The following is a 19,154-nucleotide window of genomic DNA, read 5'->3' as shown; positions in this document are numbered from 1 at the left end:
ACTCTGTTACCATACAAGTGAAACTTGCTTAGGTAATCCCCAGTTTAGCTTTGTTTCTTGGAAATGTGGATTGTCGGATATGCTTTCAGTCTGTTATAACACGTTCTCGTGCCTGCTCTGTAATTTATTGATAACTCTATATGCGACGAAGGTACATATAGATGTTACAGCTAAGGTATCAGGACATTTCCTTAGACCCTACGCAATGGCAGCTTAGACCTCACATTCGATAAATACAATCTTATCCTCATATCCACTTGTCATTGCAACATAAGTCGTGGCTTTTGTCCTAAGCCAACTTGTCGCTTTCCTATCATGCTATGTTCCTGTATCGGGTTTCCCCTTGCAGTAAGATAGGTTGACTACTGCGTTATCTTGCAGTGTAGTTCCATAAATTCTACTTTAAACAAAGCCCTAGTCTGGGCGCACCTCATCGGCATAGATGCCTGCAAACTTCCAGCCTGGGTTTTTCATAATTTCCATCGTGTAATAATCCACCTGTGCCTGGTAGCTGGACTGCTGTTCCTCCAGCTCCGTACTGACCCGGCAGTAGGCAGCCACTCTCAGCTTTTTTATCTTTGCTTTTTCCTTGAAATCATAAATCGGATTTGCCGGAATTACCGATACTGTTCTTTGTCCCATCGCCATGGGTTTTTCCTCCTTTTCCCCGTAGTTTATATGGTGTGCCCAGCACCACTCCATTGATTAGTTCAAACCGGAGCTGCCCGGTGCTTTCTACCGTAATGCTTTTGATGGTTGCTTTGAATAAAGCCTCATCAAATGCTTTAATGGGCTTGAAGCTCTCAAGCACCGCTTTCAATTTCCTGGTTTTATATTCAAAGTCATCCACCTGGGAGATTCGATATTGTTCTACAGCCCTTTTGAATAGCAGCTGTGCCATCTCCGACGGTTTCAGGCCGTTTTGACCGAGTCCGCTGGATATTTGCATTTTTATCTTTCTTAATTCAACACTCTCAGTCACAGCATTAACTGCTGGACGCTTTTCTATCATTTCAGGACTCTCCATTACCCGGTTGATAATTTGTATAAAGCCTGCTTTAAGCTGCTTATCATCAACCACACCGCTTTTGCAGCATACTCTGTTGTCAACGATATACCGTTTGCATTTCCAGTTGCATTTCTTGTTCCTGTCATGATGTTCGGTGTACCTTTTGAAAATACTCCCGCATTCCCCGCATATCAACCTGCCGCTGAAGGGATAAGCACTGGAGATGCCGTTGGCAAAGTAATTGACATTTCTGCCAAGCCGGGCGTTCTTTTCTTCCCTGAGCCTATTAGCAGCATTGAATACTTCCTCCGGGATAATGGCAGGATAGAAGTCGCTTCCGGTGTATTTACAGTTGCTCAAGATTTTTCCGATGGAACCGTGATTCCAGGAGGGTTTTCCGTTGGCATTGAGAACCTTCATTTCCGTTAGGGCCTTTGCCATCTGGTTTAAAGATATTCCCGATATAAAATCATTGAACATTTTCCTGATCAGGTCTGCTTTTTCCGGTTCGATGGCTACGGCTCCGTCTATGATTTTATAGCCGAAGGGCGTATGTCTTTGCGCCATTTAGCCCACTTCCTCTCCGATGATTTCCGGAAGCTCCAGTCCGTTGATCAGGCGGAAGGCGATTTCAAGTTTGGATCTTACGATGATCTTTTCTACCATCAGCGAAAATATGCTTTCATCAAAGCTCTCCATAAAGTCATCCTGCTTTTTGAGGAAAGCAATCAGTTCCTCCGTCCTGGCGGCCTCGTCATTAAATCCGCTGTGTTCAAACAGCTTGCTTCGCTGCTTTTTGGCTTCGCAGAGCTGCTTGGTGATCAGGTTGCTTTGCTCAATAAAAAGAACAGAGTCAAGATATCCTTTCGACCTCAGTCTACTTAATACATGACTCTGTTCCGTAAGTTCCGTTATTTTTTTGTTGATTTTCCTGACCTGGGATTCATACTCCCTGCCGCAGTGAAGCTTTTTCAAATCCTCGGCCAGTGGGGTTAATATTTTGTCATAATTGCTTTTTAGCTTGTTATATAGATTGATGAACGCAGCTTTGATGTGATTGTCCTTGACAGCTGTCATGCTGCATTCCATCCGGTTTCTGATATGCCTCGTGCAGCACCACTGCACTGTTTCATAAGGTTTGCCTTTGAATATGATTTGCCTTTTAAAATTACTCCCGCATTCACCGCATTGGATTTTGCTGCTGAAGGGGTACCGTTGGTTGTATTTCCGGGTGTCGGTATCCACCATGGCTTTTTCAATTTTTCGCTGCTCCATGATTTCCCTGACCCGTTTAGCTTGCTCTTTTGGAATAATGGGTTCATGGTCGTTGGCGATGCAGTAGCATTGTTTCTGTCCCCGGTTCCGCTTCCGCTGAAAGGGCAATGTGTCGGTGGTAAAGGTCTTCTGAAGGAGCATGTCGCCGTAGTATTTTTCATTGGTCAGGATTTCCTTCACCACATTTTCTCCCCAGGCTTCCGCCCCTTTTCTTGTTGGAACTCCTTCTTCCGTGAGCTCTTTTGCGATGACGTACGTTCCTTTCCCGTTCAGGTAGTCAGTATAAATCCTTTTTACAATAGCGGCTTCTTCTTCATTGATGACGATTCCTCCGTCCTTACCCTTCATATAGCCGTAGGGAAGGTAGGAAGGCTTCCATTCGCCTTTCATGAACCTTTTTTGTATCGCCCACCGGTTGTTTTTGGATGTAGAAATGGATTCCTCCTGGGCAATGGAGCTTAAAACCGTCATCAGCAGCTCGCTTTCAGCGGACATGATGTTGATGTTTTCTTTCTCAAAAAAAACGGCAATCCCTAGCGCTTTCAGCTTTCTCACCGTCTCAATGCAGTCGGCGGTGTTTCTTGCAAATCTGGATATGGACTTGGTGATGACCATGTCCACCTTTTTGGCTTCACAGTCGGCAATCAGCCTTAGAAACTCGTCACGCTTGTCTTTGCCGGTGCCGCTGATGCCTTCGTCTGCATAAATTCCCGCAAAAGTCCAGGCATCGTTGCTTTCTATCAGCCGGGTGTAGTACTCCACCTGTGCTGAAAAGGATTGCAGCTGCCCGGTGTGGTCCGAGCTGACCCGGCAGTATGCGCACACCCGCAGTTTCGGAGCTTCAGCTTCTGCTTCCATACGATGGATGGGCTTGATGACTCTTACTTTTGGCATACGCTTCCTCCTTTCACTTTTCAGTACATGATGCTTTATCAGCAACACACAGTACCACACAAATCCAGCCATATCAAGTGTTTTTACACCTATACCTCCGCCAGGGATGGAGTGAATGAATTCCGATTTAATCTGTCAATTTCTTTCAATTCAGAAAGAGTAATAAGGCCTTTTTCAAGCATGCTATTCAGCAGCGAAAGCGCCATTTTGTACTTGATTTCATTGGTTATTTGAGTTTGCGACATGGTTTTATCCCCCTTTACATTTTGCTTTAATACCACAAGGATGCAGCGGATTTGAGTTCCGCTGCATAGTTTCTGATATCAAAGCGGTTAAGCTTGTTATCATTCTTCATCCTGTGCTCTATTTGCCGCTGCTTCCCAAGCACCGGGGCAACAGCTCAAACTGCCTGTGGTCAGCAGGCATCACAGGAATTCCACCTCCCCGAGAACCTCCGGGCCGCACTCTGGGACCTAACCTCGACTATGCGGGAGTATCATTATAGGCCGTTCAGGTCAACGCGATACAGTCCACCACAGACTGTTTTATGGCCAGGCATTTCTCGCTCGTCGCCTTTGATGCTATCGTTTTTACGGATAGGCTTGACCGATCCGCAGGCAGTCTACGCGTGCTTGCCAATGTCGCTTTCCGTTTCCGGCTGAACGGCTAACGTATTTGAGCCGCTGGATATGGGACCGGTTATGAGACTCGCAAGCGAGCCTTTGCCGGTAATTTTTCAAAGAGCAATAAGGGATAAAAAATACCCCTTCACTTTTTAAGCCGAAAAAATGAAGGGGTGGACGAAACAAATTTTTATTTTTCAATGATTTTTTTTTTTTAAGTTTGCTGATAATGCTGTTTTTGCGAGACTGCAAAGTTGTTCTTGGGAGCTTCATTGAATCTGCAAGCTCTCTTTCGCTTTTGCCATTAAAGAACAGTTCGTTAATTATTAACCGCTCGCAATCTGTCAATTCTTCAAGCGCCAGCATCAATTTCTCAAGCATGATTTTTTCAATAATAACGTCTTCAACAAGAAGTTGCGGATCACACATTTTCTGCTCGATAGGATAGTCCAGCTCGACTAGCTGGTCATAAGAAAGATTGTTCTTTATGCTGATTTCCTCTATGTACCTTTCACGTCTTCTCATCTTGTAATAGGCAGTATATATTTCTTTGCTTACAGTAACAATTTCATTTTTCACTCTTATTTTGTATTCTTTCATCTTTCCTTCCCTCCGTTTTGCTTTGTTTGCGGGCCTTAGCAAAACAGAGGAAATCAAGGATACCGGATGTAGTACCAAAACAAACGCTTCACGGATGTCCCCTTTCCGGCAGCAAAAAAGGGCCGCACGGTTTTCCGTACGACCCTTTTTTTGCTGCCTATGTGCAATTTAGGACGGGTTTCGGGGCATAAAAAAACCCTCGACTCAGGGCTGTATAAGCCTGAATCAAGGGTTTTAAAGTATGCAGTTACCCATCATAATTATCGTAACACCCTGGCAGTTCGTATTCAGTACTTGTTATGTAGGTATTTTGTCCTTTATCAGTTGGTATTTAGTTCACATTCCGTTTGCCATATATCCCTTAGAGCAGGTATCACATATCCCCATATGGCAAGGCCCATTAAATTTATAGCTTCCTTTTTTCTTTTATAAAAGGTTGTCCTCTCACAATTGAGAGATTCAATAATTTCCTTTTCCGAATACCTGTATTTTACAATGTACTGCTTGTAAAGGATATTGAAATACAAATCCCCATAATCAGGATAATTCTTTATTTTTAACAATGCCTTGTCCACAATTTCAATAAGCCACTTGCTTTTCAATAATGAGCACAGCTTTTCTTCAAGGTCTTTCTTATTAATATTGGGGTCATAATCATCCAGGTAATCCAAGGCTTCAGCCAGACGATTGCCTCCCATGGCATAATACTCTGCTTCAATCTCGCATACCCTGTCTTCAATACACCAAACCACATCCCGGTATATTTTCAGCAACAATTTTGTTTTATGATATACCCTCTCTTCATCAATGCGCATGGAAGCTAATCCTCGTTTCAACACAACTAACGCCATTTTTTCAGTACTCATCTGTTTTCACCTCTTTTTCAAAATCATTGACATATTTTTTGTTCTCTTGTATTATAATATGTGAACAATATTTTTGTCAATAAATTTGTTCCCTAAATGCATAATTTGTGAACAATATAACCAAAATATTACCGGAGGTGTTTTATCAAATGCAGTTTGGCGATAAAATTAGATTATTACGTAAAAGGGCAGGCATTTCCCAGAAGGATTTTGCAGAGCAGCTCGGGATTACAAGGCGGGCTTTGGTCTATTATGAAAACGGTGAGCGTTTTCCGCGGGAGGCAGGACTAATTGATAAAATCGCCGGTTTCTTTAACGTATCTTCAGATTTCCTCACAGACGATAGCGAAAGCATTGCAATGACTAAGGAAGAAATATTTTTAGAGGAAGCAAAAGCAGAAGATAAGTTGAGGGGAAAAAGCGAAGCAAAAAAATTCATTGAAACTACAAAATGTTTATTTGCCGGTGGAGAATTATCAGAAGAAGATAAAGATGCGCTTTTTGAGGTATTAACCGAAATATACTTTGACTCGAAGAAAAAAGCCAAAAAGTATGGTGTTCGTAAAAATAAAGGCAGCAAAAATCCGCCAACTGATTAGCTGCGGGGTGAAAAGTATGGAATTTATTTTAAGAGAAGCCGAGAGGTTGATCCAAAAGCATAAAACCCGAAACCCTTTTGAGATTGCCGATTGTCTTAATATTAATGTTCTCTACAGACCGCTCGGCAAGCTTAAAGGGATTTACATATACACAAGGCGGAGCCGATATATCTGCATTAACAATGAATTGGACAGTCCTGCCAGACGATTGGTATGCGCTCATGAAATTGGCCATGACCGCTTCCACAGGCATTTGGCCAAAATGAATCCCCAGGCCCAGGAGCTTATCAGCTATGATATGTCATCAAAGCCGGAAAGGGAAGCAAATGTTTTCGCTGCTGAAATTCTCTTGCCTGATGATGAGGTTATAAAACTGATAAATGACGCAGATATGAATTTTTTCAGGGCCGCAAGGGAACTTTATGTACCACCGGAATTAATGGATTTCAAATTTCAGATATTGAAAAACAGAGGCTACAGGCTTGAAGCTCCATTAAATGCGACAGGAGATTTCCTGAAAAAGTAGCACCCCGAACATCATATATTTTAAGATGCGCGGGGTGTTTTTGCTTGTTTGGTAAGGTGCTCCAATTTTACTGACCAAAATAGTCTCTATTACATACGTTTAATCTTAAGCCATCTACTTTTTGGTTCGAGCATTTCAATATTCCTATCCAGAAGAGAATTTATACATCCTACTTCTCTCTTCAAGGAACCCTTTCAAGTTGCTTACGTATTATATCCTTTATGTTTTCCTTAAAAGCATAAACACCGACATCCTAAAAATGCCCATTTTATGCGGCTTTCATCATGTTATTCCCAGTAAATAGTGTTTGTTTGGTGTTTAATTTTATGAAACGCTATAAGCACAAACACCATAATAAGAAACATAAACGCCGGTGATTGAGCAAGTCTGACTCATATTATCACCGGCTTTCGGCTTACAGCAAAAATACTGACTTTATATACCATGTATTCAAATGCAGGCAGATACGGGCTTATACCAAACCAAAATATTTTTCAAAAAAATTGAGAAGCTTTTCAATTATGTTCTGTTTTCTTGCGGCTCTGTTTCCACCGCCAAAGCGCGAGACAGGCGGCATAATTTTATCAATAGCTGTACCTGTCGTTTTCAGTATCCCGTCTCGAAAAGCGTTATCAATAAAGCGCCGGGTTTCTTCAGGCTTTAATTTTTCTTCTTCTATAATGGCTGAAATATCCGCTTCCTTGCGCTCATTTAGAAATTTGCGCCAATCCTCATCTACCTTCGTCGAGACATTAACCTGTTCTATAAAATGCTCTATAAGTTCTTTCTTACTGCGAAGCTGAATGCTTGAATTGATGGCTTTATCGATGGTCGTAAGAATGCTCTTATCCTTGCAGTTGGAGTTGCGGTATTTTTCTACCAGCATGAGGATGTAGTCAATGTTCACCTCAATTTGCCGGATAAGCTCAATCTCAAACACAATATCATCATTAATGGTTTCTTTGTCACCATCGGCTCCTTTTCTGAAATCCTGATAAAGATCGATATATGTGCTCTGATAATCCTGAAAATCCCTTTCGGACAATATTTCATTACCTTCGAAGTCATCGAAGGAAGTAAGTATATTTCTGACCCTTAATATAGCGCCAAACAGTCGGATAAAATCCTTCTGTGCTTTTTCGCCTAAAATAGCTTTCCCAAGCGGATATTCCGCTGTCAGTCTGGCGATTAATTCTTTGTAACCCGGTTTGTGCTCGCCGTTTTCATCATAGCCGTTATAGTATTCTTCATATGTTTTGAGCAGTACAATACCGCCCGCATCCTTGTTGCCGAAAAGGGCAATAGCCTTGTCCGTTTCTTCTTTCAAATCGCGGAAGCAAACGATATTACCGAAGGTTTTCACACTATTCAGAATGCGGTTTGTCCGCGAAAATGCTTGAATCAGCCCATGCTGCCTTAAGTTTTTATCAACCCAGAGTGTGTTGAGTGTAGTGGCGTCAAAGCCCGTCAGGAACATATTGACCACTATAAGTAAATCAATCTCCCGGTTTTTCATGCGCAGGGAAATGTCTTTATAGTAGTTTTGGAATTTTTCTGCAGACGTGTCAAAATTAGTATTAAACGTTGCATTGTAATCCTTGATTGCTGCCTCCAGAAAATCTCGCGAGCTCTGGTCAAGGTTATCCATATTGAAGTCCTCGTCCGGCAGCAGCCCGTCCGGCTCATCTTCATTTGCGCTGAAGCTAAAAATAGTTGCAATGATAAGGTTTTTATTCTTTTGTGCAATTTGCTTTTTAAACTCAGCATAATATCTTATTGCTATAGGGATCGAAGCAGCGGCAAATATGGAATTGAATCCAGCCACGCGCCTTGTTTCACGCTTTTCAATCAGCGTCCTAGGATTTTGCCTGTCGGCTTCTTCCCATTTTGCGGTAAATGTGTAAAAATTGCTGCGCTTTGTTTTTTGGTCAAAATGTTCTAAAACATAGGCAACTATCTCACTGATTCGTAGCGGGTCTGCAAGGGCTTTTTCGGTGTCTATGGCATAAACCTTTTTGTCATCTATGTAGTCAGGCTTCTTGATGGTATTGATAAAGTCAATCCTGAAAGGCAATACATTTCCATCATTGATGGCATCCACTATAGTATATGTATGCAGCCTTTCGCCAAAAGCCTGCTCTGTTGTCCGCAGCAATGGATTTCCGCCCGATGGGGCATTTACGGCAAATATCGGCGTTCCCGTAAAGCCAAAGATGTGGTAGTTCTTAAAGTTTTTTGTAATGGCTTGATGCATATCGCCAAACTGGGAACGGTGGCACTCGTCAAAAATGAGCACAACGTGTTTTTTATAGATATCGTGCTGCTTGTTTTGGCGGATAAATCTATCCAGCTTTTGAATCGTGGTGACAATGATTCTATATTCGTGAGGATTGCCTTTTTCGTCCCTGTCTTCCAATTGTCTTTGAAGAACCCTCGTCGATGTGTTTCCGTTGGCCGCACCCTTTTCAAAGCGATCATATTCTTTCATCGTCTGGTAGTCCAAATCTTTACGGTCGACGACAAACAGCACCTTGTCTATGTAAGGCAGGGCGGAAGCCAGCTGCGCCGTCTTGAAGCTGGTCAGGGTCTTGCCGGAGCCTGTTGTATGCCAGATGTATCCGCCTGCTGCCGTTGTACCCATCTTTTTATAGTTTGTTGATATGGCGATACGGGACAATATGCGTTCCGTCGCCGCAATCTGGTAAGGACGCATGACAAGCAAAAGTTCCTCGGACGTAAATACACAATATTTGGTTAATATATTGAGCAAAGTGTGCTTAGCAAAAAAAGTCTTGGTAAAGTCTACAAGGTCAGGTATGATTTTGTTGTTCGCATCAGCCCAGAAACTTGTAAACTCAAAGCTGTTGCTCGTTTTCTTGCTCCTTCGGCGCTCGCTTGCACTCTGCTCTTTGATATGCGCGTTGCGTGTGGTGTTGCTGTAATATTTCGTGTGTGTACCGTTGGAGATTACAAAAATCTGCACATATTCAAATAAGCCCGACGACGCCCAAAAGCTGTCGCGCTGGTAGCGTTTTATCTGGTTAAAGGCTTCACGGATGGCAACACCGCGCCGCTTCAGTTCCACATGGACGAGAGGCAGACCGTTTACGAGGATTGTCACATCATAACGGGTTTCATGCTTACCGCCCGGTTCCTCATACTGGTTGATAACCTGCAATCGGTTGTTATGGATATTCTTTTTATCTAAAAGATAAATGTTCTTAGTTGTACCGTCGTCCCGTTTGAGTATTTGCACATGGTCATCCTGGATTTTGCGCGTCTTTTCTACAATCCCCTCGTTGGTGTTGGCGATACATTCTGTAAAAAACCTGTTCCATTCGCCATCCGTAAAAGTAAAATCATTGAGCAACTCAAGCTGCCTGCGTAAGTTTGCGACCAGTGCGGCTTCGTTGTGAACTGCAAGATACTCATACCCCTGCGTGGTTAAGAGGTGAATAAACTCGCGCTCTAAGTCAGCTTCGCTCTGATACTTATCGGAGCGTACTTTATATTCGGCCTTATATTCGGCGACAACCGTCGCTTCTTCGGTACTTGCGACAATATTATATGTGCTCATGCCGTTGCCTCCCTGAAGGCTAATAGTTTGTCCCTGTAATACTCATACTGCTTGTTCCGTGCTTCAATTTCGGCGGGCAGACCGCTGGTGAGGTCGTTACACAGAGCATCAAAGCGGTCAAGGATGGCAACAATGCGTTCTTGTTCTTCAAGGGGAGGAACGGGGATAGGGTATTCTTTCACTGTTTTTGCATTGATGTTTGACTGTGACCCCTGCCCCAAGGCCTTTAGTTTAAGATACTGACTTGACAACCAATGAAACACATAGCGATAAAGGGCTTTTGTTTCATCTACTTGCAAATTGCAACAAGCTTGATTTGTAGTAAGCGGTATTTTGTTAATCGCCACTTTCGCGGCAGTTGCTCCGTATAAAGCAACTATGACACAATTCTCAGGTATCCATTTAGCAGAAGAGTTTTTAACTCCTGCTTCAGTGATTTTTACACCTGTATCGTAAATGTAATTAAAATCTACCTCTTGGGTTCTTAGCCATGGAACGTTTCCGCCATAATACTCTTTATTTGATGTGGGTGGGGTTCCTCCTGAAGATACTTTTTTACATATTTCTCCCAACGTCATCCACTTAACTTCAGGCTTATCATCAAACGTCAACAGCAAATCCCTATAATACTCATACTGTTTTTTCCTCGCTGTAAGCTCCGCTGTAAGCTCCGCTGTAAGCTCCGTGAAATTGTCCAGAATACGGACGATTTCCTGCTGGACAGGCAGCGGGGGGAGGGGGATAGTAATTTTATTCAAAACCGCTTGTGTTAAACTTGGTACTCCTCCAGCAGTATTAAGTTTTTCCAGGTGTTGAGTTTGTAGATAATAGAAAACAAACTTTGGTTCAATAATTTCAAAATTGATTTCAGTATAAAAAATTGTATCTACTGTCCAAAATGGAACATCAACATAATACAATTTATCAAGAGATCCTTTTCGAGGAATAAGCACAGATGGTTTGTTATATATTGATTTATTAATATGAGTGATAATACCACCGGTACCGTAAACAGGAATATTTCCTTCTGCAAAACCTTTGTAATCTTTTCCGTTTCTTATTGTTAAGACCTGATATAATTGTTTATATTCCACCCCATCCGGACACAACTCAGCAATCAGCTCATCCAATTTGCTCATTCTCTCACCCCGATTTCCGCGATGATCTTATCAATTTCTTCTCTCAATTTCTGCTGTCGCTCTACTATTTGCTCTATCTCGGCATTTAAGGCGGCAATATCAATCTTCTCCCGCGTGTCATCCTGCTCCACATAGGTGGAAACTGAAAGGTTATAATCCTGCTCTGCGATTTTGCTGTTTGGCACAAGCCTTGAAAAATGGGGTATATCTTTTTTTCTTTCTATATAAGCTTTCAGGATATGATCAATGTTCTCCTGGGTCAGCTTATTGTTGTTCGTGACCTTCACGAATTCTTTGGACGCGTCGATGAACAGTGTGCTGTTATCATTCTTAGACTTTTTCAGAATCATAATACAGGTGGCAATGCTCGTGCCGTAAAACAGGTTGTCCGGCAGCTGGATGATGCAGTCGATGTAGTTATTGTCAATCAGGTACTGCCGGATTTTCTGCTCCGCACCGCCGCGGTACATCACACCTGGGAAACATACGATTGCAGCTGTACCATTGGTTGCCAGCCATGAAAGGCTGTGCATAATAAATGCAAGGTCTGCTTTTGATTTAGGTGCAAGCACCCCAGCCGGCGAAAAACGCGGGTCGTTTATCAGAATAGGATCGCTATCGCCTTTCCATTTGATGGAATAGGGGGGATTAGAAACAATGACCTCGAAGGGTTCTTCATCCCAGTGCTGCGGGTCGGTCAGTGTGTCGCCTAGAGCAATGTCAAACTTGTCATAATCAATATCGTGCAGGAACATATTAATTCGGCACAGGTTGTAGGTGGTGATGTTGATTTCCTGCCCGAAAAAGCCCAGGCGAACGTTTTCTTTTCCAAGAATTTTAGCAGACTTCAGCAGCAGGGAACCTGAGCCGCAGGCAGGGTCATAGACCTTATTAACCTCGGTTTTCCCCACTAACGCAAGGCGGGTGAGCAATTCAGATACCTCCTGCGGTGTGAAATACTCACCGCCGCTCTTCCCGGCATTGGAGGCATACATGCCCATCAAAAATTCATAGGCATCGCCGAAGGCGTCGATTGTATTGTCTTTGTAATCACCAAGCTTCATTTCAGCAACGGCGTTCATTATCTTGACCAGCTTTTCATTGCGCTTTGCCACTGTACTGCCGAGCTTGTTGCTATTGACGTCTATATCGTCAAACAGACCCTTTAAATTATCCTCGCTGTCCGTCCCTTGAGCCGATGCTTCAATATTGCTGAAGACGCATTCCAATGTTTCGTTTAAATTTTCATCATCCTTGGCACGTGCGCGGACATTCTCAAAAAGTTCACTTGGCAGAATAAAGAAGCCTTTTGTCTTTACCAAATCCTCCCGGGCCAGTTCTGCTTCGCTGTCGGAGAGTTTCGCATAGTCAAAGTCAGTATTTCCCGCTTCGTGCTCCCCGGCGTTAATATAGGCTGTTATATTCTCTGATATGTAGCGATAAAAAAGCATTCCGAGCACGTATTGCTTGAAGTCCCATCCGTCCACACTGCCTCTTAATTCATTGGCAATATTCCATATCGTGCGATGCAGTTCCGCGCGCTCCTGTTCTTTTTTATTATCCATTTTTGATCCCCTCGCTTGTAAAATATTCTAAACGCGATTACTATTTCGTGCGTTCAAGTTCAGAAATAATCTCATCAGATACGCTGTTTTTGACGCAATAATCCAGCAGCCTCATTCTTGCCAGCCTGCTTGGAGTGGCATGACGGTTCTCCCAGCGATTTAGCGTGGAAAAGCTGACATTTAAATTGCGTGCAAGCTGCTCTTGTGTAAGGTTTAGTTCTTTTCGAATATTTTTCAAGATTTTATCGAGCGTCATTAGATCACCAGCCTTCTAATATGTAGATAATTATAGCATACGCTATATCGAATTACAATTAAAAAACTGAAAAAGATAGTGCAATGGCTCTTTTTACGGTACTCCGTGACAGCTTTAGTCATATCTTCCACCTTTCATGCTATTTATCCACAAAACTATTTTGTTTCTTTGTCTGATGTTGAATATTTCTTAGAGTGGGCAGTTCACTGCATAGCTCACGGTGAACCGTACCACAGTTCACCAAATGAACAGGCTGCCCCCTTGGTGTAAAAGTAAAGTTTTTCAGAGTTACCCCATCCCGGGTATTTGACAGTTGAATAAAGAAAAAATCTTTAAAAGCCTTGATTTAGGCTTATTTTTTTGTCAAACTTTACGTTTTTGTATTGCGGAATATGTAGCAATATGTTATAATATAAAGGTCTGGAGGTGTTAGTTTGAAACTTACTATATCCAAATCCAAAAATTCTACTTCGCTGTATGTAGCTAAGTCAATATATGTTAACGGAACAAGAACTTCTAAGATTGTAGAAAAATTAGGGACAGTTGCTGAATTAGAAAAGAAATTGAATGGTCAAGACCCTATCGAATGGGCAAAAAAATACATTGAAGAACTCAATAAGAAAGAAAAAGAAGAGAAGCGAGAAGTACTCGTTAAATATTCTCCTTCAAAGCTTATAAACAAAGGCGAGCAGCGTTCTTTTAACGGAGGTTATCTTTTCTTGCAAAAAATATACCACGAGCTTGGACTACACAAGATTTGCAGGGAAATCTCAGATAAATATAAATTTGATTTCGACTTGAATTCAATACTTTCCAGATTAATATACGGAAGAGTTATTTTCCCATCCTCTAAACTTGCAACTTATGAGCTTTCTAAAAAGTTTATAGAACAGCCGAACTTTGATTTGCATCAAATATACAGGGCTCTTGAAATCCTTGCTAAAGAAACTGATTTTATTCAATCCTCATTATACGAAAACAGCCTGAAGGTTTCCAAAAGGAATACCGGTATTCTTTACTATGATTGCACCAATTACTTTTTTGAAATTGAACAGGAGGATGGCAACAAGCAATATGGTCCTTCTAAAGATCACAAACCCAATCCGATCATTCAAATGGGACTGTTTATGGACGGAGATGGAATCCCTCTGGCTTTCAGCATTAACAAAGGGAATATGAATGAACAACTGACTTTAAAGCCATTAGAAAAGAAAATTATTTCTGACTTTGAACTTTCTAAGTTTATTGTTTGCACAGATGCAGGCCTTGCTTCTGAAGATAATCGAAAGTTTAACAGCAAGGATGAGCGCGCTTTTATTACCACACAATCTATTAAAAAATTAAAGGAACATTTAAAAAAATGGGCTCTTGCTCCAGATGGCTGGAAACTCCCGGGCAGCGATAAAACCTATGATATTTCCAAACTTGATGAAATGATAGATAAAGCTGCTCCTGAAGATAAATCAAAAATACGGGCAAAAGTATTTTACAAGGAGCGCTGGATTAAAGAAAAAGGCTTTGAACAAAGGCTTATTGTAACCTACTCAATCAAATACAGGGATTATCAGCGTAAAATCCGCAACTCTCAAATAGAAAGAGCTCAAAAGGCAATAGAAAACAACCCGACAAAAATCAAGAAATGCAATGCTAACGATTACAAAAGGTTTATTACCAAAACAAGCTGTACTGCTGATGGAGAAGTTGCAGAAAACGAGATATACAGCATTGATTCTGCTCTAATCCAGAAGGAAGAAGCCTTTGATGGTTTTTATGGTGTTTGCACAAACCTTGAGGATGATGTATCTGAAATAATCAAGGTTAATCACAGGAGATGGGAGATTGAAGAATGCTTTAGAATTATGAAAAGCGAATTCAAAGCAAGACCTGTTTATTTAAGCAACGATGACAGGATAGAAGCACATTTTATCACTTGCTTTATATCGCTAATTATATATAGGTTGCTTGAAAAGAGACTCCATGAGAAATTCACCTGCCATGAGATTATTGGTGAATTAAGAGACATGAATTTCAAGGAGATTAAGGGTGAAGGCTATGAACCCATATATACAAGAACTGATTTTACCGATGCTTTACATGAAGCTTTTGGCTTTCGCACGGACTATCAGATTGTTACAACAAGCATGATGAAAAAAATTTTTAAAGAAACGAAAAAATAAAAAACATTACTCACTTTTTACATCAATATAAAATCCTGCAAAGCCTCTTATACCAAGACTTTACAGGATTTTTCTTTTGTCCAAGTGTCAAACATGGGATTATAGCATACGCTATATCGAATTACAATTAAAAAACTGAAAAAGATAGTGCAATGGCTCTTTTTACGGTACTCCGTGACAGCTTTAGTCATATCTTCCACCTTTCATGCTATTTATCCACAAAACTATTTTGTTTCTTTGTCTGATGTTGAATATTTCTTAGAGTGGGCAGTTCACTGCATAGCTCACGGTGAACCGTACCACAGTTCACCAAATGAACAGGCTGCCCCCTTGGTGTAAAAGTAAAGTTTTTCAGAGTTACCCCATCCCTGATTTCAAAAAATACATGTTGCTGCTCTTGCCCCCGTTTTCACGCCACCGCTCCTCCTTGCGAAGATAACCGCTCTTTTCAAGGTCTGCAATGGCTCTTTTTACGGTGCTCCGTGACAGCTTCAGCTCCGCGGCGATGGTACCGATCGCCGGATAACATTTGCCGTCCCTGTCGGCCCTGTCACGAAGGTACATGTAGACAGCTACAGCCCTATGGGGAAGCTCTGATGCATAAAGCGATTCAAAATAGCCCATCAGACACCTCCTAATCTGTACGCAGCGGAGTCTCCATTTGCTGCTGTGCTTTTATCTTTGTTTGCAGCCTGGACTTCAATGCTTTCCCCTGAATCTCTTCAGCAGGTGCAAGGGACATGCCGCCTTGAGCTGATGTGGAGTATGGCTCCTGTTCTTCTATATCCTCATATGATATGTGCCTTTTGACGATTTCCTCTTCAAGTTCTTTTTTGTCAGCATAGGCCACCTTGCGGGCGGATTTTTCCTGCAGCTCATACACCTTTTCAAACCGGATGCCCCATTCAATGAACAGCTTTAAACTGGTTTTCATAGGGCAGGCTCCGGTCTTTGCGACAATGAAGCTGCCTTTGGGCAGGGTCTTTAATTCATCAGGAGTCATCAGGGGACGCTGGATCATTTGCAGGGATTGGGACGGATCATGCTTCCCCCGGGTGACCGAACCTGATAAAACCGTCTTATTGCCAAGGCTTCTGGAGAGTATCTCCGCTGATTCCGAATTTGGAGCAAAGCCTCCAAAAATGGTGTCCTGGCAGTTGTCGATGATGATGGCGGCTCCTTCCTTGCCGTAGTTCTTTTCAAGCTGCGCAAAGCTCTGTATGATGGCCACGATGGAAACACGGCGGGAACGGGAAGCGGAAAACATCATCTCCGCACATTCAATTTTTGGTATAGTGCCGATCTCATCGAGGTACATCATGACACGGTTTTGAAGCCTTCCTCCTTGCTCATCGGCCACCGACAGTATCTCCCGGTAGAGCTGCTGGACAATTAAAGAAATTAGAAAATATTTTGTGTTGTCTTCCTCCGGCATAACCAGGAAGATGGCTGACTTTCTTTTGCAGAAACGCTCCGCATCGATGGCGGTATCAAAGCACAGTATCTGCTCCAGTTCCGAGTCCAGGAATGCATTCAACCGGGAAAGGGCTGTCGACAAGACGCTTTGCATCGCCTGCTCCGCAGTGTTTAATGCCGCTCCTGCAAACCATCTTGCCTTATGCTCTGACGGAAGCTTTTCAATAAGCAGCTGGAACTGGTTTTTGCCTTTTACGCCGGAGGGAGTCAGCAAGTCCTGGATGAGCTTAAAGACCGAAATGATATGGCGTTTCTCTTTTGGGCAGTATTCCGCCACCAATAAAATGACGGCGGTCAGCAAGCCTTCGGCTGCATCGTAGAAAAATGCATTCTGGCCGTAGGAGCCTGCATCCAGTCCCCCGGAGTTGACGATGGTTTTGGCAATAATCTTTGCATATTTCTCCGCCCTGGCTTTTGCTGGGAGATTATCGGGATTGGCAAGGTATTCATCCATATATTTGTTTACAAGGTGCAGCATATTGTTGCCATCGCTGCGGGTGGGGTTTCTCAGGTCAATGACGGACACATCGTAGCCATAGTAGTCCTTGGCGATGCATCCGTAATTCCTGTAAAGGTCGCCTTTGGTGTCGGTGGTAATAAAGCTCATCCCGGATGCGCAGGCATATTCCAGATTGGGATAAAGGAAATTTGCGGTCTTGCCGACACCCGCCGCACCGATCATCAATGCATGCACATCCCCCTGGTCTACAAGAGCGGTGACCGATCCTGGAGCCGTTTTGCATCCCACAACCAGACCCTGCACCTTGGGCAGGTTGATACCCTTGCGCCACCGTTCCGGCTCATAGAGTACATGAGCATAGGTCTTCTTGATTTCATTCTTCGTTGCGAACCTTGCCGTGCCATGCTGGCCGTCACCTACAGTCCTGGCCTTGATGCCATTTAAGGTATAGTAATGAGCCAGGAGAACGATAAAACCGATGACTCCAAACATAGTTGCAGCAACTATGATTAAAGTAACCACCTGTGATGCTTGCATTGGTTTCCTCCTTCTTTCAAAATTAAGAAAGCCATGCACCAATGGTTTTTCATTCGCACATGGCTTTTTTCAAATATGCAGTTATAATATTGCTAAATACCAGGCTGCATAAATTCTTCGCAAACAGCCTGCATATAATCTACTCTCTCTTCATTCTGCTTTTGCAGAGCTTCTATTCTCTGTTGCTGACTTTCGAGACATATAGTAATTTGAGCCTTGACACAGTTCAGTGCAAGACTCATATACGATGCGATTAATTTTTGCTTATCCTCAAGGGTACGGATTCCGGATGTTTTGAGCTGATCATTAATGGCATCGATATCCTGCTGGATATCCTCTGCTTTGGTTTTTAGCTTTCCCCGGTCCTGGTGCGGATGATAGCTGCAACAGAGTTCATCGGTCAGTTGCTTAAAATTCACCGGTTTTTCAAGCTGCCGGTATTGCACCATCACTGCAAATAGCGCATATACCGTCATGCTTAGCAGCTGTTCCATCAGGACAGCTTTTTGTCTATCGGTTGACCTTGATGACTGCATGAGGGGCACTGCTTTTTCATAGTGCTCCATCAGCATTTCATGGGGATTTTTCACGGATTTGATAATGCTGCACAAGTAATGAATCTTTCCGCACAGCTCTTTGCAGGCTTCAAGCTTCGGATGCGGTTTTGCCGGAATTGGTGTTATGCCATGCTGCGCTTTCAAGTCCTCATTCCAATCCTTGCATGCGGGCTGTAAATATGAAATGCAGGCGTATCCTTTTTCATGCAATATGTCTGTAAGTCGCCCGGAAGCTTCTATACCGGCAGGATCATGGTCGAGGCACAATACCACATTTTTAAGGTGAATATTTTTTGACAGCACATGAAGCATGGCATGTTCAGCCACACCGTCCAGCGCTACATAACTGTGCTGCTGCCAGCCGTTCTTATGCAGGGTGATAAATGACAGCATGTCGATGGGAGCTTCAAATACATACAGAATACTGCTTGTACCAATGTAATTGAAACTGTATTTTGGATCTGAGCCTTCCACATTGCCACGGTAACCAGCAGCGTTGGAATAGGTTCCCCTTTTATGTGCATGCCGGGCAGTGCCGTTTTCATCATAGCCTACAAAAACAACATTGTGATATTCCTTGTCCTCATATATTTTTTTCTCTCTGACAAAGTGGGTGAGGACATCCCGGTCAATATATCTCTGCTTCAAAAGGTAAGCATATACCCGGCGCATATTATCTGCGGCCTCCGGCAGTATGAATTCTTTTCGTTCTGCTTCCGGCACCTTTTTATCACTTTGTCTAAACGCCACACCCTGTTCGCCGCCCAGCAGCAGTGTCACTGCATCAGGGAATGAGAGGCCATAAAATTCCTGCACAAAATCAATGGCCAGACCACCTTGCCCGGCGCTGTGGCGGAACCACCGGTTACCCCGGATTGTCACACTATCATGACGCTTCCACCGCCACTCCCTGCCGGAGCGTATGAGCTGCTCTCCCTGCCGTCTGAGAAAGTCCACAAGGTCAACGGAGTTTGCACGCTGTTTCTGCTCATCGGTAAAATGTACGTACCCTACCATA

Annotated in this window: 15 protein-coding genes and 1 pseudogene; 3 read left to right on the top strand and 13 right to left on the bottom strand. The window is 42.9% G+C overall.

Annotated elements, in window-relative coordinates:
- Positions 1–414: 414 nt before the first annotated feature.
- From CIB29_RS16345 to CIB29_RS16325, 6 genes are all read right to left on the bottom strand, one after another.
- Positions 415–648, bottom strand: a complete 234-nt coding sequence (locus CIB29_RS16345; protein WP_094551485.1) for a hypothetical protein — start codon at positions 646–648, stop codon at positions 415–417.
- Positions 596–1,576, bottom strand: a complete 981-nt coding sequence (locus CIB29_RS16340) for a recombinase family protein (RefSeq protein ID WP_094551483.1) — start codon at positions 1,574–1,576, stop codon at positions 596–598. The genes CIB29_RS16345 and CIB29_RS16340 overlap by 53 nt, the downstream gene beginning before the upstream one ends.
- Positions 1,577–3,046 (bottom strand): recombinase family protein, encoded by a 1,470-nt coding sequence (locus CIB29_RS16335; protein WP_242965294.1) that lies wholly within the window; start codon positions 3,044–3,046, stop codon positions 1,577–1,579.
- Positions 3,047–3,267: 221 nt separating this feature from the next.
- The gene (locus CIB29_RS19035) at positions 3,268–3,423 is read right to left on the bottom strand and encodes an SHOCT domain-containing protein (protein WP_198543940.1); all 156 of its coding nucleotides are present in this window, start codon (positions 3,421–3,423) and stop codon (positions 3,268–3,270) included.
- A 345-nt stretch (positions 3,424–3,768) separates the two neighbouring features.
- The gene (locus CIB29_RS16330) at positions 3,769–4,401 is read right to left on the bottom strand and encodes an RNA polymerase sigma factor (RefSeq protein ID WP_094551479.1); all 633 of its coding nucleotides are present in this window, start codon (positions 4,399–4,401) and stop codon (positions 3,769–3,771) included.
- Positions 4,402–4,721: 320 nt separating this feature from the next.
- The gene (locus CIB29_RS16325) at positions 4,722–5,267 is read right to left on the bottom strand and encodes a hypothetical protein (protein WP_094551477.1); all 546 of its coding nucleotides are present in this window, start codon (positions 5,265–5,267) and stop codon (positions 4,722–4,724) included.
- 149 nt (positions 5,268–5,416) lie between these two features.
- Between CIB29_RS16325 and CIB29_RS16320 the strand changes: the two genes are divergently transcribed.
- Entirely contained in the window at positions 5,417–5,866 is a 450-nt protein-coding gene (locus tag CIB29_RS16320) for a helix-turn-helix domain-containing protein (protein WP_094551475.1), read from the top strand.
- Positions 5,820–6,392 carry an ImmA/IrrE family metallo-endopeptidase gene (locus tag CIB29_RS16315; RefSeq protein WP_094551473.1) on the top strand — a complete coding sequence of 191 codons (573 nt, stop codon included), beginning with the start codon at positions 5,820–5,822 and terminating at the stop codon, positions 6,390–6,392. The genes CIB29_RS16320 and CIB29_RS16315 overlap by 47 nt, the downstream gene beginning before the upstream one ends.
- 472 nt (positions 6,393–6,864) lie before the next feature.
- Here CIB29_RS16315 and CIB29_RS16310 read toward each other — a convergent pair whose 3' ends face one another.
- The 4 genes from CIB29_RS16310 to CIB29_RS16295 are packed head-to-tail and all read right to left on the bottom strand — an operon-like array spanning position 6,865 to position 12,929.
- On the bottom strand, positions 6,865–9,969 hold the full coding sequence (locus tag CIB29_RS16310; RefSeq protein ID WP_094551471.1) for a type I restriction endonuclease subunit R: 3,105 nt from the start codon (positions 9,967–9,969) through the stop codon (positions 6,865–6,867).
- On the bottom strand, positions 9,966–11,108 hold the full coding sequence (locus CIB29_RS16305) for a restriction endonuclease subunit S (RefSeq protein WP_094551469.1): 1,143 nt from the start codon (positions 11,106–11,108) through the stop codon (positions 9,966–9,968). The genes CIB29_RS16310 and CIB29_RS16305 overlap by 4 nt, the downstream gene beginning before the upstream one ends.
- A complete protein-coding gene (locus CIB29_RS16300; protein ID WP_094551467.1) occupies positions 11,105–12,673 on the bottom strand; it encodes a type I restriction-modification system subunit M in 1,569 nt (522 codons plus the stop codon). Before CIB29_RS16300 ends, CIB29_RS16305 begins: the two co-directional genes overlap by 4 nt.
- A 40-nt stretch (positions 12,674–12,713) precedes the next feature.
- Positions 12,714–12,929, bottom strand: coding sequence for a helix-turn-helix domain-containing protein (locus tag CIB29_RS16295; RefSeq protein ID WP_094551465.1), 216 nt, complete (start codon positions 12,927–12,929; stop codon positions 12,714–12,716).
- A 434-nt stretch (positions 12,930–13,363) separates the two neighbouring features.
- Between CIB29_RS16295 and CIB29_RS16290 the strand changes: the two genes are divergently transcribed.
- A complete protein-coding gene (locus CIB29_RS16290; protein ID WP_094551463.1) occupies positions 13,364–15,106 on the top strand; it encodes an IS1634 family transposase in 1,743 nt (580 codons plus the stop codon).
- 441 nt (positions 15,107–15,547) lie between these two features.
- Here CIB29_RS16290 and CIB29_RS16285 read toward each other — a convergent pair.
- The 3 genes and pseudogenes from CIB29_RS16285 to CIB29_RS16275 all read right to left on the bottom strand — a co-directional run.
- Positions 15,548–15,730, bottom strand: a pseudogene (locus CIB29_RS16285) (helix-turn-helix domain-containing protein); the annotation flags it as partial.
- 10 nt (positions 15,731–15,740) lie between these two features.
- Positions 15,741–17,579 (bottom strand): VirD4-like conjugal transfer protein, CD1115 family, encoded by a 1,839-nt coding sequence (locus tag CIB29_RS16280; RefSeq protein ID WP_094551459.1) that lies wholly within the window; start codon positions 17,577–17,579, stop codon positions 15,741–15,743.
- A gap of 92 nt (positions 17,580–17,671) precedes the next feature.
- Positions 17,672–19,153 (bottom strand): DUF3991 domain-containing protein, encoded by a 1,482-nt coding sequence (locus tag CIB29_RS16275; protein WP_094551457.1) that lies wholly within the window; start codon positions 19,151–19,153, stop codon positions 17,672–17,674.
- Between the last annotated feature and the right edge of the window lies 1 nt (position 19,154).

It is taken from the genome of Petroclostridium xylanilyticum, assembly GCF_002252565.1.
In the GTDB taxonomy this organism is placed as follows: domain Bacteria; phylum Bacillota; class Clostridia; order SK-Y3; family SK-Y3; genus Petroclostridium; species Petroclostridium xylanilyticum.
Note: the sequence above shows the minus strand (reverse complement) of the source record. Positions and strands in the feature narration are given on the sequence as shown.